This window comes from Alcanivorax profundi, assembly GCF_003597125.1.
GTDB classification, from domain to species: Bacteria; Pseudomonadota; Gammaproteobacteria; order Pseudomonadales; family Alcanivoracaceae; genus Alcanivorax; species Alcanivorax profundi.
The window spans coordinates 348,424-364,004 of the sequence record NZ_QYYA01000002.1 but is presented as its reverse complement, the minus strand read 5'-3'; the positions used below and the strand labels follow the sequence as shown (position 1 = coordinate 364,004).

General features: G+C 57.1%; 15 protein-coding genes. 10 read left to right on the top strand and 5 right to left on the bottom strand.

The genetic code is table 11. The features are described from left to right. From D4A39_RS06925 to D4A39_RS06910, 5 genes are all read left to right on the top strand, one after another. Positions 1-3,144, top strand: coding sequence for an efflux RND transporter permease subunit (locus D4A39_RS06925; protein WP_022984893.1), 3,144 nt, complete (start codon positions 1-3; stop codon positions 3,142-3,144). A gap of 451 nt (positions 3,145-3,595) precedes the next feature. Further along, positions 3,596-4,405, top strand: a complete 810-nt coding sequence (locus tag D4A39_RS06920; RefSeq protein ID WP_081703623.1) for a sulfotransferase family protein — start codon at positions 3,596-3,598, stop codon at positions 4,403-4,405. A 107-nt stretch (positions 4,406-4,512) separates the two neighbouring features. Next, entirely contained in the window at positions 4,513-4,665 is a 153-nt protein-coding gene (locus tag D4A39_RS17755; RefSeq protein ID WP_022984891.1) for a hypothetical protein, read from the top strand. 98 nt (positions 4,666-4,763) lie between these two features. Further along, positions 4,764-5,120, top strand: a complete 357-nt coding sequence (locus D4A39_RS06915; RefSeq protein ID WP_022984890.1) for a hypothetical protein — start codon at positions 4,764-4,766, stop codon at positions 5,118-5,120. 102 nt (positions 5,121-5,222) lie between these two features. Then, positions 5,223-5,603 (top strand): hypothetical protein, encoded by a 381-nt coding sequence (locus tag D4A39_RS06910; protein WP_022984889.1) that lies wholly within the window; start codon positions 5,223-5,225, stop codon positions 5,601-5,603. 164 nt (positions 5,604-5,767) lie between these two features. Here the strand turns inward: D4A39_RS06910 and D4A39_RS06905 are convergent, their stop codons facing one another. Then, positions 5,768-6,133 (bottom strand): hypothetical protein, encoded by a 366-nt coding sequence (locus D4A39_RS06905; protein ID WP_022984888.1) that lies wholly within the window; start codon positions 6,131-6,133, stop codon positions 5,768-5,770. 63 nt (positions 6,134-6,196) lie between these two features. Then, entirely contained in the window at positions 6,197-8,014 is a 1,818-nt protein-coding gene (locus tag D4A39_RS06900) for a sensor histidine kinase (RefSeq protein WP_022984887.1), read from the bottom strand. A 155-nt stretch (positions 8,015-8,169) separates the two neighbouring features. Between D4A39_RS06900 and D4A39_RS06895 the strand changes: the two genes are divergently transcribed. The 3 genes from D4A39_RS06895 (at position 8,170) to D4A39_RS06885 (ending at position 10,532) form a co-directional block, all read left to right on the top strand. Next, complete coding sequence (locus tag D4A39_RS06895; protein WP_119917749.1) at positions 8,170-8,541, top strand: hypothetical protein; 372 nt, start codon at positions 8,170-8,172, stop codon at positions 8,539-8,541. 215 nt (positions 8,542-8,756) lie between these two features. Continuing rightward, positions 8,757-9,809, top strand: coding sequence for an NAD(P)-dependent alcohol dehydrogenase (locus tag D4A39_RS06890; protein WP_119917748.1), 1,053 nt, complete (start codon positions 8,757-8,759; stop codon positions 9,807-9,809). Between the two features lie 195 nt (positions 9,810-10,004). Then, a complete protein-coding gene (locus D4A39_RS06885; protein ID WP_119917747.1) occupies positions 10,005-10,532 on the top strand; it encodes an outer membrane beta-barrel protein in 528 nt (175 codons plus the stop codon). 92 nt (positions 10,533-10,624) lie between these two features. Here D4A39_RS06885 and D4A39_RS06880 read toward each other — a convergent pair whose 3' ends face one another. Next, positions 10,625-11,218 (bottom strand): TetR/AcrR family transcriptional regulator, encoded by a 594-nt coding sequence (locus tag D4A39_RS06880; protein ID WP_119917746.1) that lies wholly within the window; start codon positions 11,216-11,218, stop codon positions 10,625-10,627. Between the two features lie 123 nt (positions 11,219-11,341). On the opposite strand from D4A39_RS06880, the gene D4A39_RS06875 reads away from it, so the two are divergent. Then, positions 11,342-11,755: a hypothetical protein gene (locus D4A39_RS06875; protein ID WP_119917745.1), complete on the top strand. Its 414-nt coding sequence runs from the start codon at positions 11,342-11,344 to the stop codon at positions 11,753-11,755. Positions 11,756-11,828: 73 nt separating this feature from the next. On the opposite strand, the gene D4A39_RS06870 is transcribed toward D4A39_RS06875, so the two are convergent. Next, positions 11,829-13,184: a flavin monoamine oxidase family protein gene (locus D4A39_RS06870; protein ID WP_119918012.1), complete on the bottom strand. Its 1,356-nt coding sequence runs from the start codon at positions 13,182-13,184 to the stop codon at positions 11,829-11,831. Positions 13,185-13,249: 65 nt separating this feature from the next. Between D4A39_RS06870 and D4A39_RS06865 the strand changes: the two genes are divergently transcribed. After that, positions 13,250-13,885 (top strand): TetR/AcrR family transcriptional regulator, encoded by a 636-nt coding sequence (locus tag D4A39_RS06865; protein WP_022984881.1) that lies wholly within the window; start codon positions 13,250-13,252, stop codon positions 13,883-13,885. A gap of 9 nt (positions 13,886-13,894) precedes the next feature. Here the strand turns inward: D4A39_RS06865 and D4A39_RS06860 are convergent, their stop codons facing one another. Then, positions 13,895-15,496: a GMC family oxidoreductase gene (locus D4A39_RS06860; RefSeq protein ID WP_119917744.1), complete on the bottom strand. Its 1,602-nt coding sequence runs from the start codon at positions 15,494-15,496 to the stop codon at positions 13,895-13,897. Between the last annotated feature and the right edge of the window lie 85 nt (positions 15,497-15,581).

The window sequence follows — 15,581 nt, the reverse complement described above, 5'->3', positions numbered from 1 at the left end:
ATGTTTAATCGACTTGTCGATTGGGCGGTGAACAACCGCCTCATTGTGTTGCTGTTACTGGTCATCACCGTCGGTGTGATCGGCTGGCAATTGCCCAACCTGAAACTGGATGCCTTCCCGGATGTCACCAATGTGCAGGTGCAGGTGAACACCGAAGCGGAAGGGCTGGCTGCCGAAGAAGTGGAGCAGTTGATCACCTATCCCATCGAGGCGGTGATGTATGCGCTGCCCCAGGTGGCCGAGGTGCGTTCCATTTCCAAGACCGGTCTGTCCATCGTCACCGTGGTGTTCGAAGACGGCACCGACATCTATTTCGCCCGGCAATTGGTGTTCGAACGCCTGCAAGCGGCGCGGGAAGATATTCCCGACGGCGTCGGCACCCCGGAGATGGGCCCGAACACCTCCGGGCTGGGTCAGGTCTATCAATACCTGCTCACCGCCAAGCCGGGCGCCAATATCGACGCCATGCAATTGCGCAGCCTTAACGACTGGGTCGTGAAGCTGCTGCTTATGCCCGTGGGTGGGGTTACCGATGTACTCAGCTACGGCGGTGAAGTGCGCCAGTATCAGGTCAACGTGAATCCCACCCGGTTGCTTGCCTACGACCTGACCCTGCAACACGTCATGGAGGCCATCGCCGCCAACAACCGCAACGCCGGTGGCTGGTATCTGGATCGTGGCGCCGAGCAGTTGGTGATTCGTGGCATGGGCTGGGTGGGCAGCGGTGAACAGGGCTTGCAAGACATCGCTGCCATTCCGCTGCGCGAAGTGGACGGCAGCCAGGTGCGTGTAAGCGATGTGGCCAAGGTGGAATTCGGCGGCGAGATCCGTCAGGGCGCGCTCACCATGACCCGCCGCGACGCCAACGGCGAACCGGAAGCCTTGGGCGAAGTGGTGGCGGGCATCGTGCTCAAGCGCATGGGCGCCAACACCAAGGCCACCATCGATGGCATCAAGGCCCGTGAAGCGCGCATTCAGCAGGCCCTGCCCGACGGTGTGGAATTCCAGGTGTTCTACGACCAGGCCGACCTGGTGGAAAAAGCCGTCAGCACCGTGGTCACCGCTTTGCTGCTGGCCTTTGTGTTTATCGTCATCGTATTGGCCTTGTTCCTGATGAACCTTCGCGCCACGGCGCTGGTGTTGTTGTCCATTCCCCTGTCCATTGGGCTGGCCTTGCTGGTCATGGCCAGCCTGGGCATGTCCGCCAACCTGATGTCGCTGGGCGGCCTGGCCGTGGCCATCGGCATGCTGGTGGATGGCTCCGTGGTGATGGTGGAGAACATCGTCAAACATCTCAGCCAGGGGGCGGGCAACGATGATGCTCGTGGTGGTATGGCCTTGCGCGTCAAAGCTGCCGCCCAGGAAGTGGCGCGCCCGGTGTTCTTCGCTGCCAGCATTATTCTGGTGGTGTTCTTGCCCCTGTTCGCGTTCGAAGGGGTGGAAGCCAAAATGTTCGTGCCCATGGCCATCAGCATCATGCTGGCCATGGCCGCTGCCGTGCTGGTGGCGCTGATCGTGGTGCCGGCACTGGCCGGGTTTCTGTTTCGTCACGGCGTGGAAGAAAAGCCAAACAAACTGATGCAGTGGCTGGAAACCCGCTATCGAACCCTGCTGGCGAAAGCGATGCAGGCACGCAAGGTCGTCGTCGGCGGTGCGGTTGGCTTGTTCGCGTTGGCGCTGGCCACCACTCCCTTTATCGGCACGGAGTTCGTGCCGGTACTGGAAGAGGGCACCTTGGCCTTGCGTGTCACCCTGGCGCCGTCCTCCAGTCTCGACACCGCCTTGAACGTGGGGCAAAAACTGGAGAAGGAAATCCTGACCTTCCCGGAAGTCACCTACGCACTCAGCCGGGTAGGGCGTGCGGAAATCGGCGGTGACCCGGAGCCGGTAAGCAACGTGGAAATCTATATCGGCCTCAAGCCAGTCAGCGAATGGGAAAGCGCCAGTTCTCGGCAAGCACTGCAGGAAAAAATTCAGCAACGGCTGGAGGTGCACCCCGGCCTGCTGTTCAACTTTTCCCAGCCCATCGCCATGCGGGTGGACGAACTGCTCTCCGGCGTCAAAGCGCAACTGGCCATCAAATTGTTCGGCCCGGATCTCACTGTGTTGCAGGAAAGAGGCGAAGCCATCACTCAGGCAGTGAAAGAAGTCGATGGTGCCACCGACGTGCAACTGGAACAGATCGCGGGGGAAGCACAGCTGGTAGTCACCCCGGACCGCAACGCCCTTAGCCGTTACGGCCTCAGCGTCAATCAGGTCATGGATCTGGTCAGCAACGGCCTGGGTGGCGGCAGCGCCGGACAGGTGATTAACGGCAACGAACGCTACGACATCTATGTGCGCCTGGAACAGAATGCCCGCCACAATGCGGAAGCCATTCGCAACCTGCGCTTGAAAGCCGCAGACGGTGCCTGGGTGCGGCTTATGGACGTGGCAGACGTGGATCTGGTCTCCGGCCCACCGCAGATCAGCCGCGACGACGTGCAACGCCGCGTGGTCATCCAGGCCAACGTGGCCGGGCGCGACATGGGCTCCGTAGTGGCGGACATCCAGCAAGCCGTCGACAGCGAAGTGGACCTGCCCCCTGGCTACAGCTTGGACATCGGCGGCCAATACGAAAACCAGCAACGTGCCCAGCAACGCCTGGCCATGGTGGTGCCCGTGGCTGTGGGGCTGATCGCCCTATTGCTCTACTTCGCCTTCGGGTCCGTAGCCCAGGCCGCCCTGATTTTGGTCAACGTCCCATTGGCCCTGATCGGCGGCATCCTCGCATTAGCACTTAGCGGCCAGTACCTGTCCGTGCCCAGCTCCGTGGGATTCATCACCCTGTTCGGTGTGGCGGTACTCAATGGGGTGGTGATGGTGGAAGCCATTAATCATCGGCTGCGCGATGGTGAGAAATTGGAGGCGGCTATCTTTGAAGGAGCCGTGTCGCGACTACGCCCGGTATTGATGACTGCGCTCACTTCCATGCTGGGGTTGATTCCCATGCTATTGGCCTCCGGGGTCGGCAGTGAGGTGCAGCGACCCCTGGCGGTGGTGATTGTGGGTGGCCTGGTGTCGGCGACGGCGTTGACGTTGTTGGTGTTACCGAGTCTTTATGGAGTGTTTTCAAGGGAGAAGGCTGCGACATTGCAGCGATAAGCCACTATCCCCGGCTTCACTCGCCGGGGATGACTTTCCGGTTTGACCCGCTCGCAAGTTGAATTTGCAGGTTAATGCAAAAACTATAAGGGACGCTCATGAGCAATAAGGGGCGGCATGAATTGACAAAATAGCCTGCGGATATTTGTTATGAATAGTGCGAAAGAAGATATGATGGCCAGGTTTTGAATGCGGAAGGTAAGAGGAGAGGGCGGAAAGCGATTAGTTGGCAGAAAATGCATAAAAGTTAAAGCTCATGAAGAAGATCAGAATATGGAAACGCCAGCGCCAGATATTACGCTGCCCTGGTGATTGCAAATCCTGTTTTCTTTCCTCCAGGATTCTAGGGGGATGGCATTATTCAGATGTATAAAATTTCAACCTAAATCAGGATAGGTGTATCCTGACCGGCTTATTCTTCCGGCTATATGATCTATATCCAAGGCGTTCTATGAAAAAAACCCTGAAATCGCTTTATCAAAGTGTGAAGCCCAAGTGGCCAAAGCCAAAGCATGATGAAAGTGATCAACCATATTTTCTGTTTCTTTTGACGCCTCCTAATTCTGGATCAACCGCGATTGCTAAAGTACTTGATTCCAGCCCTAGAACGATGACTTTGACGCCAAATGGAGAAGGTCAATGGCTTGTTCCGGGTTTATGTTCTGCGGATCGATGGGATCCAGATAAAGAAGTGGACTACTCGTCAGTCAAGGCAGTTTGGCTGAATCGTTATCAAAAGGTCAAAAGCCAGCATTCTGAAGTGGACGTGGTGATTGAAAAGAGCCCTCCCAACATGATGAGAATCGCGGATCTATCGAGTCAATTTGACAGAGTCTCATTTTTGGCAAACAACAGAGATCCGTATGCGAATTGTTCAAGTCGGCTTTTTCGTTATCACGATGTGGAAAATGTCACCTTGTCGTCGCGACAAGAGATATTGATAGACTTGGCCAGGGTCTGGGTGGAAAGAAGTCGTCGAATTCGTGAATTCGTTGAAGGGGGGGGTGTTCCTGTTTTGACGTACGAGCGTTTTTGCGAGAGCCCCTCTTTGTTGCTTGATATGCTCTCGTTGCCAGAGGGGGTTGCAGAAACCATCAGCCTGAATGCGCACGTAAAAGTAAAAGATTACGAGCTGCAACCGATTATTAATCAGAATCAGCGGCAGATTTCGAACTTGACTGCCGATGATGTCGATTGCCTGAATAGTGTTCTCTGTCCTGAGCGTGATTTGCTCGATTATTTCGATTATAAGTTGCTTTAAATTATTATCGGTGGCACTGGGCATGGAATGTTGTCGTGACGATAGCGTTCATGTGGCTTGGAATCAGGTATCCCAAACTCCGGATATCGCGCTAAATGGAATTTGTGATGAGTGATTTCGATAGCGAAGAATTGCAAGAGAAAGAACGTGGTTGCCTGGGTGTTTTTTTGGTCTGCATCATTATGCTGGTGTTCGCAGGACTGATTGGTGTTTATGCATTAATAAGGTTTTTAGATAATAATCCGGGGTTTCACATATAGAGGCTCAACCTGATGCATTCACTTCATTCATCATGGGAAATTAAAAACCTTCGTGAAACAGCCATGTTGAACTGTAGGTTGGATTTGTTGGTGGTTGAATGAACCGGATACCGGATAGCTTTGATTTGAGTGAAATTGTGGGGGATGTGCTGTCTCAAATCTGCATCGATCAGCATCAAATACAGCTTAAATTTGAAAGGGTGTCTATACAGGGTGGTGGCGATCTACTGCTTGAGAGCAGTGGAATTTCGAAGCAGCTCTTCTCTGACTCCTGGGTAAGCACCGGTGGGTTAGAGGATTTGATTGGATGCAAGGTCATAGGGTGGGAGAAAAGGGATGACTTCCATTTCTGCCTATCGTTTGCCTGCGATGCGAATCTGGTGTTTGTTACCCAGGAGCGGCCCTTTGAGGATTTTACTATTCATATTTGGGAAACTGAATTCTATGTTCTCTAAGTATGAAAGCCCTTCCAAGTGGCGACAGGCGGGCCGATTTTTTGCTCGTTCCTTGCTGTAATTTTTCCGCTTTGCCGAGCGTTAAATCCAGGGGTGTGCAATATGGAGTCAGTGGTTACCGGTCTTCTGGTGCTTGTCGGCATCATTCATCTGCTGCCCGTTTCGGGGGTGCTGGGCGTAAAGCGCCTTGCTGCTTTGTATGGTGTTTCCCTGGGGGAGCCCAACCTTGAAATCCTGATGCGTCACCGGGCCATCCTGTTTGGGCTTCTCGGCTTATTCTTGCTCTATGCTGCGTTTCAACCCGCTCTGCAATCAATCGCCATTGTCGCGGGCGTTATCAGTGTTGTGTCTTTCATCGCTATTGCATGGTCGGTGGGCGGCTACAATGACGCTATTCGCAAGGTGGTCATCGCAGACATTATCGCTACCGTCGGGCTTGTTGCTGCCGCGACAATCCATGCTGCCATCCGCATTTCACCATAACAGCGCTTTTCGGCAGGTTGTTGTCGTTGTGAGCCGATCCCAACAACGGGGCCAGGCACTCTTTGAGTGTTTGAGCGGTTAAAGGCGAGCCTCAATGCGTAGGTTACCGTTGAGGGTCTTGAACGTTTACCGCTGATTCCGCGGTGGCCATTCCCGTCCTGGGTTTAGTGCTCGTGTGAATAGTGCAGGGTCGTATCCGCCAGGATTTCACAGGCTTGCAGGATTCTTGCTTCAACTGTCACGCTGTCACCGGCGGTCAGGTCGAGTTTAATTGGGCCGGTCGTCTTGCTATCGCCCAGAATGTGCAACTCGCCGCTTTCACTGTCGATGCGTGTAGTGCCATTCTTTTGGGTCTTGCTGCGTAGCAAGTAGGTGAGCGTGTTGTAGTTGCCCGCACAGGTCACTTCCAGGTTAAAGCTGTGTGTGGACCCAATGGCACTGTGAAGAATGTTGAGCTGGCAGTCTGACTCTGCCAATGAGGCAGAAGGCAGGAGGCCGAGCAGAATCAGCACGAAAAAGTAAATACGCATGGAATGTGACGCACCTGAAAAATACCAAGGCTAGAAAACCCGGGGCAACGATTCAATGGGGTTTTAGTAATCAAGCAGCATGGCGTGTATGGGTATCTGCAACTGACACCGGCATCCCCCTTCCGGTTGGTTTTCCCATTCCATCGTAGCGCCGATTTCCGTGGCCCGAAAACGGATATTGGTCAGTCCCATTCCTGGTGAGTGGCTGGTTTCCGGCAGGCCAGGGCCATTATCCTGCAGAGTCAGAGCCAGGGTGTGGTGGCTTGCCTCGCAGTGCAAACGGACTGGCCCCTGGTTGGCATGCTTGATGATGTTGGAGGTTAGTTCGCGAAGGATGCGGCTCAGGTGGTAGGCCTTCTTGGGGTCGGCGGGCAGGTCGGGGGTGTTGCCGCTAACGGTGGCCTCAAACGGAATGCGTGCGTGAGCCAGGCGGTTTTCTGTTTCGCTGAGCGTGTTGCTCACCAGCTCGTTCAGAGGGATCACGTCGCGGGTACTTTGGTTGACGGTTTCCCGCAGGGAAGACAGCGCTTCCCGGGCCAGCAGGGATTTTTCGTCTTCCGCGCGCGAGTGCAGGATGGAGAGCAGTTTTGCGCCCACGTCATCGTGCAGGTCCCGGTAGACTTTCTGGCGTTCTTGCTGGGCATGATTGTGCAGTGCGAGGGCGTGATTTTCTGCGTAGCTTTGCTCCAGCGAGGCGGACACTTCGGCCACCCGTTTTTCCAGTTGGCTGTTGAGGGTTTCGCTGCTGTTGAGTGCGCGCACGAAGGTGCGCACCAAGTGGATAAACATGAGTATCAGCAATACGGCGAATCCGTATTGCATGTAGGTGCCTTCCGGCAGCCCGCCCGGTTGCCGGGCAGCGACCTGGAAGGCGTAGATGTCGTGCAGGACCAGAGCCGCAATAATCAGAAATCCGGGGATCAACACCAGCAGTTCGCGGCTGCGTTTGCGAATGGCGATGCGTGTGCCAATGACGAGCAGGTAGACCACCAGCGCCAGATGCATGCCATGGACCAGAGTGATCACCAGTGAGTGCAGGTGCATTGGCATGCTGAACAGCAGCACCGCTGAGAGTAGTACTGCAATGATGGCGGTGAATTTGAGTCGTGGCCGCTCCAGCTTCATCAACTCGTAGAGAAACATGAACAGGAAGAAGCCGGATAAATCGACACAGTAAAAGGCGAAGCGAAGCCAGCTGCCGTGGTCGAAGGGGGCAAACGGTATGGCCAGATAGAACATGACCACCGACCAGCTGAAGCAGAGCAGTGAGAAATACAAATAGAGCCGGTCCTTACGGCGTAGCAACCAGATGAAAAGGGTAAGACCACCCATGATCAGACAGGTAATCATGCTCCATTCGGCGATGTGGATTTTCTGCCTGACGGCTTGCTGGTAGTGGGTTTGCAGAGCGGTTTGCGCGCCCAGGAAGACTGGCGATAGCACCGCGTTGGGTTCGCCGCTGCGTATGCGCACCAGCAGCTGGTTGCCGGTCTCTTGCCAGAAGAGCGCGGGAATGGCCGTATAAAACGGATGGTTCCAGCCCGTGGATTCCAGACCATCGAGCCGTTCGGTGCTGCCGACCCGGTGACCGTTAAGGTATACGGTGATATCAAATACATGATGGGCGACATAAAGGCTGTCGCGCTGGTCGGCGGGGAGGGCCTCCACGGGGAAGCGAAACCAGAAAGTGCCCGTTGTCTGCCGGGCGGAGCCGGAAAATGGCAAGCCGGTTTCCTGCCAGCCGCTCAGGGGAGGCTGGTCTGTAGGGTGTTCTGTATAGGCGACTTGCCCCTGGGTAATGGCGTGATAAGGACTGTCGGCATAGGCCAGGCTGGTCAGCAGTAGAATCGAGAGGCCCAGTAAAACGTGAAAAGCGCGCATTCTTGTTGTTCTGCGGTGATCGGTTTGCGGCAAATGTAGCATGAATCCCGGTGCTGCAGTGGCGTGATGATGGCCCATTGAGGCCTTGCTTCCGTCACAACGTTGTCTTCGCGCTATGGTACAGTAGCGCATCCTTCCCAACCGGATGTTTGTCCATGCTCCTTTATCTTCTTGTGGCCTGCGATGGCCTGGATGAAAAACAGGAAAAGGCCCTCAAGCGTTGCCGGTCTGATGTGCAGGCAGCACTGCACGCGTATGCGGAAGAAAACCCTGACAGCCAGGTCACCGTGATCGACGAGTGTGAAAGCGAGGAGTGCGAGGACTGGCGTCTGGGGATCCAGCAGCCGGTGAAGAAGGCGGCCCAGATCAAGCCGGCGGTGCAGCTGTTCAATGACCTGGCCAAACAATACCGCGTTGATTGCGAGGTGGGCTCGGTGGAGGGCGGCGAGTTCGAGCCGGTGAGCTATTTCGGCCAGCGTGAAGGGCAGGGGGATGCGTTTCTGATTGGGGCGTATCTGGGCTTGTAGCCCTCCCACCTGCCGCTCCTCCCCTCTGCGCTCGTTCTTTTCTGTTTTCCCTGATCAGCGACGAATGTCGCCGAATTCTGCAGAATCTGGCAAGAAATCGACAGTATCCGGTGGCCGGTCGGGGGCATCGCTCCCTTACCATGGTGCTCTCTCTGGCGCGGTGTTCACTGCGCCGTCGTTAGTGTTTCCAGTGAAATCCATTCCCGGGAGAGTCTATGAAAACCGTCGGTTACGCGGCTTTTTCCTCCGATGCCCACATGCAGCCCTATCATTTTGAGCGGCGAGCCTTGCGCGGCAATGATGTGGCCATCGAAATTCTGTTCAGCGGCATTTGCCATTCCGATTTGCATACGGTGAACGGCGACTGGGGCGACCAGCATTACCCGCTGGTGCCCGGCCACGAAATCATTGGCCGGGTGATCGAGGTCGGCCCACAGGTCACCCGTTATCAGGTGGGCGACAACGTGGGTGTGGGCTGCATGGTGGACAGCTGCCAGGCCTGTGATCAGTGTGACCATGGTGAAGAGCAGTATTGCCGCCATGGTATGACCCCGACCTATGGCTCGCCGGACCGCATTGATGGCGAGATTACCCAGGGCGGTTATGCCAAGCATATCGTGGTGCGGGAAGAGTTTGTGTTACGGGTGCCGGATGCCCTGGATTTGTCCCGTGCGGCGCCGATTCTATGCGCGGGGATTACCACCTTTTCCCCGCTGCGTACCTGGAACGTGGGTAAGGGGAGCCGCGTCGGGGTGATTGGCCTGGGCGGCCTTGGTCATATGGCGGTGAAGCTGGCGGTGGCCATGGGCGCTGAGGTGACTGTACTGAGCCGCTCCGCCCGCAAGGCAGAAGAAGCGCAAAGTCTTGGCGCCACCGGGGTGCTGGTGTCCACCGATAAGGTCGCCATGGAGGCCGCCGAGTCGTCACTGGATCTGATCATCGACACCGTGCCGGTACGGCATGACCTGAACCCCTACGTTCCCTTGCTGGATGTGGATGGCACCCTTGTGATTGTTGGGCAGGTGGGTGACATGGATCAGTTTGAATCGGCGCCGATGATCTTTGGCCGCCGCCGGGTAGCCGGGTCGCTGATTGGTGGCATTCAGGAAACCCAGGAGGTGCTGGATTTTTGTGCCGAGCATGGCATTCATCCGGTCTGTGAAATCATTCGTCCGGATCAGGTGAATGATGCCTACGACGTGATGGTGAAGGGGGATATCGCCCATCGCTATGTGATGGACATGTCCAGCCTGAGTGTGGCGGACTGAGTCAGTCAGGTAACAAAAACGGGGCCTTCATGGCCCCGTTTTTTTAAGAGGATAGAACGCAGACAAGCCGGCGTATCAGGAGCCATGAATGTCGGCATCGTTTCTCCGCTGGTGAGCCTGAGGGCTTGCGGGCTTCTCGCGATCTTTTCTGCCGTGGTATTTTCATGGAAGGATAATTTTTTCAGGGAGAAATGAATGAAAAAGCCATGGTTTGCCGGCGTTGCGTTTTGTGCACTCACGTTATCGTCAGCCGTGTTTGCCTCGCACAATGTTTACGGGACGTTCAAGGGAGGCTGGTCAGATCTGGATGCTCGGGATATTCCTTCTGGTGTAGATACCACGGATGCCAGTTTCTCATTGCTGGTGGGTGTCAGCTTCCCGCTGGATCGCCATGACACCTTTTCGTTGGGTGTCGAAGGTGGCGGGGTGTGGTTGGGAAGTTTTGGCAATGACAGTGAGCTCGAACTTTCCGGTATCGAAGCCGCGGTAATGGGTAAAGCCCATGTGGCCAACGGCACTGATGTTTTTTTGCGCGTCGGCGCCTTGCGCTGGGACGCAGATCTTGATCACGGCAGTGATGATGACGGCACTGACGGTTTCTGGGGGATAGGTTTCACCTACGGGCTGGATAAACTGAAGTTTCGCGGCAGTGTGGACCGCTATTCGCTGGATGAGGTGGATGTGGAAACCTACACACTGGGCCTGGAGTACCCTTTCAACTAAGTGTGGGAAAGAGTGTGGGAGCGGGCCATGTCAAAGGAATGATGGAGACCATTCTTCGGCATTGTAATGCCTTAGGTGTGCGCTGAACCGTTTCAGGATGAGGGCTGCAGGGTGGCAAGGCACAGTGAGGCATAGCTTTGAATGAAGTGATGCCACTCCGCTTTTGGCCGAGATGCTACCAGTTTCGCAAATGGTTCCATCTGATTCATCAGGATCAGCAGGCGCCGATGCAGCTCGTCCTTTTCGATGGTGGGAAAGAACGGGTGGAGGGCTTGCGTGGCCTGTCGAGCATTGTGTTCGCTGTCCGCCAGATCCAACTCTACCAGATCTGGATCGGCGCTCATGGCGGCTCGCAAGTGACGCCGATAAGGTTCGCCGGTGTGCACGGAGCAGTAGGCGGTGAGTGTTTTGACCAGTACCTCTTTTTCTTTGCCGGAACGGGTGGCCGCCAAGTGACGAGCGACCAGATGGCGGTTTTCTTCGAAAACGGACTGTGTCAGCTCCACCAGAATCGCTTTTTTGTTGGGGAAATAACGGTATAGCGCGGGTTTGGAAAGGCCAGCGTGCTGCGCCAGTTCGGTCATGGAAAACCCTTCGGTGCCGCGCTCGCCAATCAATACTTTGGCCGCCGAGAGAATATCGTCCAGGGTTTTGCGAGCCCGCAATTGTTCGGGGCGTCTTCGCATGGATGAAGTCCTTGTGTGTATCAGTCGCTTGACAATAGCGCTTATGTGACCAATAGTCACCTTTAGTAACGTGACCAGTGGTCGCGTTATGCCAAGGCAATCACTGCAAGAAAGGAAGGGGTAATGAACGCATTGTCGTGGGTCTTCAGCGTCAAAATCGTCGCAACCGTGCTGATCTGGTGTTTCCCGATGCTGCTATTCCCGTCTGGCTGGCTGCTGACCCTTGGGCTGACGCCTCAGCCTAATGACTTCATGTTTGTGCGACTCTTGGGCTGGGCTTATTTGGCGTTGTGCGTCGGCTATGGTTTTGGTTTGCGGCATGCGCTGAATGGGCGGCGGGCGTTGGGGCCAATCTGGGTGGGCATTGTTAGTAATGGAGGCGCTTGCGTGTTGCTGGCTTACTTCGGTTCTTGCGGTGCCTGGAGTGGCTTTTCTGCGGCGATTCTGTTTATTTTGTGGAGCTCGGTGGTTGCTACTGCGGGCATTACTGCCGGGTTGTGGACGTGGGGTGTTCGCGGCTCATCGCCGTCTGTCTGAGTAGGGCTACAGGCGACAATGACGTTACGGATCCGCCCGGCGACTCAGCATGACAGGGAAGCAGTGCCTCACGTTACCTGTTCAGCACTTCCTGCGCGGCGCGAATGCCGGATTGCAGAGCGCCATCCAGGTAGCCGCACCACCGGGTTGCGGTTTCGGTGCCGGCCCAGTGAATTCGTCCGCAGGGCTCGCGCAGGGTATCACCGAAGGACGTGATGACCCCGGGGGCGGTGTGGGCCACGTAGCAGCCGCGGCTCCAGGGTTCTGCAGTCCAGTCCTGTTCTACATAGGCGATGGGGTGAGCGGCATCTGGCCCAAAGTAGTGAACCAGATCGCTTATCACCTGCTGGCGCCGGGTGGCTTCATCGGTGGCGCTCATCGCGATCGCATGGTCGGCGTCGATAAAGCCCACCAGAACGCCCATGCCGTCATCATCCAGAGACTGATCGAACACAACATTGAACACCCGGTTGTTACTGACCACACCACCATTGAGGCCACGCAGGCGCCAGAAAGCGCGCTCGTAGGCGACATGGATCTTGATCACCGAGCCCATGGGCATGCGTTCCAGTAGCGCGTTGCGCTTGGCGGGGAGTGGCTGGTTATAGCGAATCTTGGCGGCGAGCACCGGTGGGATGGCCATGATCAGGTGCCGGGCGCGGTAGGTGTGGCCGTTGCTGATGACGCTGACACCGTCGTGGTGTTGTTCCACCGCGTGCACCGGTGAATCAAGCTGCACACTGTCGCCCAGTTGCGCGGCCATGCGTTGGGGGATTTGCCAGGCGCCGCCAGCAAATTTGTCCTGCTGTGCACCTCCTTCTATACCAATCAGGCTTTCAAGGCTTTCCCCTTGGCGCAGATATTCGAGAAAGCACAGGTACGAGACCTGGCGAGGTTCGGCGCAGAGCACCGCGCGGGTGATGGTGCGGGCGAATTCGCGAGCGCCGCGGGTGTGGACATGTTTGAGTATCCAGCTTTCCAGGGTTTGCGAGTCCCATTGCCGTGCTTTGGCGGCGAGCCAGGGCTCTGCTGTGACTGGCAGGCTGCGCATTTCCTTGTTCCAGCGCCGTTGCAGCAGGGCCAGCTCCATCAGCGACAGGAACGGAAGTTTGGGGATGTCCGAGGTGAAGGTGCTGACGTTGTCATCCAGGGAAAGGATGCTGGCCCCGGCGGTGTATTGGGACAGGGTTTTGACGCCGAGGGCGCTGGCCTGCTCCAGCAGCAGGGTTTGTTGCGGGCCCACCCACTGGCCGCCCAGATCGATGGTCTGGCCAGCGATTTCACCGGGCATTGAGCGCCCGCCGACCCGGTCGCGTGCTTCCAGAACCCTTACGCGTTTGCCTGCCTGCTGTAGCTCAAGGGCAGCCTTGAGCCCGGCAAGGCCTGCGCCAACGATGATGACATCCTGCTCCAGATCGGTATGGTTCATGGTGTTCTCGCACATTGTCCGTGTTGGATTTATAATTTAATAAACGCGTTTATTAAAATCAAGCCATGACCTCGACCAAGACCAAAAAGGCCCGCCGTGGCCGTCCGCCCCGCACCAGCCAGCAGGCTCAGGACAGCCGCCAAAGGATCATTGCCGCCGCCCGTGCCTTGTTTGCCGAGGAGGGTTATCACGGTGTGTCCATGCGCAAGATTGCTGCGCGGGCAGAGTGTTCCCCCGCGGCGTTGTATCAATTGTTCCCCGGTAAGCGTCAGCTGCTGTTGCATATCTGGAATGAAATCTTTGTGGCGCTGATCGACGCGTTGCATCAGTGCTACGCCACGGCGCCGGTGGAAGACCGCTTGGAAACCATGTGTCTGCTGTACATTGATTTCTGGCTGTCGCGGCCGGATGACTACCGGGCCATTTTCCTGATTGAGGATCACCCTCAAGCGGATGGCGACAGTTACTTTGTGGACAGCTCGGGAGTGCAGGAAGGGCTGCAGATTTTTCGCCAGGCCATTGAAGACGCTCAGGCGCACGGCGCGTTGCGCGCGGGCGATGCGGATGAGATGCAGAGTGTGCTGTTGTGCGGTATGCAGGGGGTGGCCATGAACCTGATTACCATCCCCGAATTCCCCTGGGGGAAGCCGGAGGTAATCCGGTTGGCCACCGTTCGTGCGTTACTGGCGGGGCTTCGGTAGCGGCGCCGGCTAGCCGGCGCGCACTTGCCCGCGAATCATATCGACGGCCTTTTCGGCAATCATCATCACCGGCGCATTGGTGTTGCCCCCGATCAGGGTGGGCATGATCGAGGCGTCGATGACGCGCAGGCCATCGATGCCATGCACGCGCAGTTGCGGGTCCACCACGGCGGCTTCATCGGTCCCCATCTTGCACGAGCCCACCGGGTGGTAGACGGTGTCGGTGCGTTGTCGGATGACGGCGCGAATCTCGTCGTCACTGTTCACGTTTTCGGTGAACATGTCTTTTTTGATCCAGCGTTTGAGTGACGGGGCGTGCATGAGGTCGCGGGTGATCTTGTAGCCGGCGACCATGTCTTCCAGATCTTGTGGATTCTCCAGAAACGCCGGGTCGATCAGTGGCAGGTCATCGGGGTTGGCGCTGGCCAGCTGGACGCTGCCGCGGCTGCGCGGGCGCAGCAGGCACACATGGCAGGAATACCCCTGGGTGAAGTGCAGTTTGCGGCCGTGGTCGTCCACCAGGGCGGTGACCATGTGCAGCTGGATATCTGGTGCCGAGAGTTCGGGGCGGGTTTTCAGGAAGGCACCGGCTTCGGCAAAGTTGGAGGTCCACAATCCGCGCCGGGTCTTGCGGTAGGTGGCCATGGCCTTGAGGGCCCGCCAGATGCCGCCAAGGGAAAAACCAAAGGTGTCCGGGCTGTCGGTGGTGTAGCCGAAGATAAAGTCCGGGTGGTCTTGCAGGTTCTTGCCCACGCCGGGCAGGTGATGCACCACGGGGATGCCGTGTTGTTTCAGCTCGGCTTCGTCACCGATGCCGGACAGCATCAGCAGTTGTGGTGACTGGAATGCCCCGGCGGAGAGCAGGACTTCCTTGCGGGCGCGGAAGGTACGTGTCTGGTTACCTTGCTTGAATTCCACGCCGACGGCGCGTTTGTCTTCCACTATGATGCGTTGCACCTGGGCGAGGGTTTCCACTTGCAGGTTGGGGCGATTCAGGTGCGGGAACAGGTAGGCGCGGGCGCTGCTCCAGCGCTCGCCATTTTTCTGCGTCACCTGAAATACCCCGGCGCCTTCCTGTTCTTCCCCGTTGAAGTCATCGGTGATGGGGATGTCGCATTCGCGCGCGGCATTCAGAAAGTAATCGTGAAATGGGCTGTCCGTGCGGATATCGCTGACGCTGAGCGGGCCATCGTTGCCGTGGTAATCATTGCGCAGGCGTTCGTTGCCTTCGCTGAGCCGGAAGTAGGGCAGTACATCCTGGTAGGACCACCCCTCGTTGCCCAGTGCCGCCCACTGGTCGTAGTCCTCGCGGTGACCGCGAATATAGACCATGGCATTGATGGCAGAGGAGCCGCCCAGGCATTTGCCGCGCGGCTGGAAACCCTGGCGACCGTTCAGGCCTTTTTGCGGCACGGTTTCCATCAGCCAGTTGTTCACCGGCTTGGCCAGCATGGCCACGGCCCCGGCGGGGACGTTGACCAGCAGGCCGTCCCCTTTGCCACCCGCTTCCAGCAGGCACACGCGGGTGTCGGGGTCTTCGCTCAGTCGCCCGGCCAGGGCGCACCCGGCTGAGCCGCCACCGATGATGAGGTAATCGAATTCGTTGTCCATGCGGGCTTCCCTGTTCTTTGTTATTGGGGGGCGCGTTTATTGAGGCGGTTGTCCTCTTGGGCCCTGGCGGTCGCGCCCAGACTGT

Excerpts from the sequence above, each read along its gene's own strand:
- D4A39_RS06925 (WP_022984893.1), top strand. The coding sequence starts at position 1 with ATGTTTAATCGACTTGTCGATTGGGCGGTGAACAACCGCCTCATTGTG.
- D4A39_RS06920 (WP_081703623.1), top strand. The coding sequence starts at position 3,596 with ATGAAAAAAACCCTGAAATCGCTTTATCAAAGTGTGAAGCCCAAGTGG.
- D4A39_RS17755 (WP_022984891.1), top strand. The coding sequence starts at position 4,513 with ATGAGTGATTTCGATAGCGAAGAATTGCAAGAGAAAGAACGTGGTTGC.
- D4A39_RS06915 (WP_022984890.1), top strand. The coding sequence starts at position 4,764 with ATGAACCGGATACCGGATAGCTTTGATTTGAGTGAAATTGTGGGGGAT.
- D4A39_RS06910 (WP_022984889.1), top strand. The coding sequence starts at position 5,223 with ATGGAGTCAGTGGTTACCGGTCTTCTGGTGCTTGTCGGCATCATTCAT.
- D4A39_RS06905 (WP_022984888.1), bottom strand. The coding sequence starts at position 6,133 with ATGCGTATTTACTTTTTCGTGCTGATTCTGCTCGGCCTCCTGCCTTCT.
- D4A39_RS06900 (WP_022984887.1), bottom strand. The coding sequence starts at position 8,014 with ATGCGCGCTTTTCACGTTTTACTGGGCCTCTCGATTCTACTGCTGACC.
- D4A39_RS06895 (WP_119917749.1), top strand. The coding sequence starts at position 8,170 with ATGCTCCTTTATCTTCTTGTGGCCTGCGATGGCCTGGATGAAAAACAG.
- D4A39_RS06890 (WP_119917748.1), top strand. The coding sequence starts at position 8,757 with ATGAAAACCGTCGGTTACGCGGCTTTTTCCTCCGATGCCCACATGCAG.
- D4A39_RS06885 (WP_119917747.1), top strand. The coding sequence starts at position 10,005 with ATGAAAAAGCCATGGTTTGCCGGCGTTGCGTTTTGTGCACTCACGTTA.
- D4A39_RS06880 (WP_119917746.1), bottom strand. The coding sequence starts at position 11,218 with ATGCGAAGACGCCCCGAACAATTGCGGGCTCGCAAAACCCTGGACGAT.
- D4A39_RS06875 (WP_119917745.1), top strand. The coding sequence starts at position 11,342 with ATGAACGCATTGTCGTGGGTCTTCAGCGTCAAAATCGTCGCAACCGTG.
- D4A39_RS06870 (WP_119918012.1), bottom strand. The coding sequence starts at position 13,184 with ATGAACCATACCGATCTGGAGCAGGATGTCATCATCGTTGGCGCAGGC.
- D4A39_RS06865 (WP_022984881.1), top strand. The coding sequence starts at position 13,250 with ATGACCTCGACCAAGACCAAAAAGGCCCGCCGTGGCCGTCCGCCCCGC.
- D4A39_RS06860 (WP_119917744.1), bottom strand. The coding sequence starts at position 15,496 with ATGGACAACGAATTCGATTACCTCATCATCGGTGGCGGCTCAGCCGGG.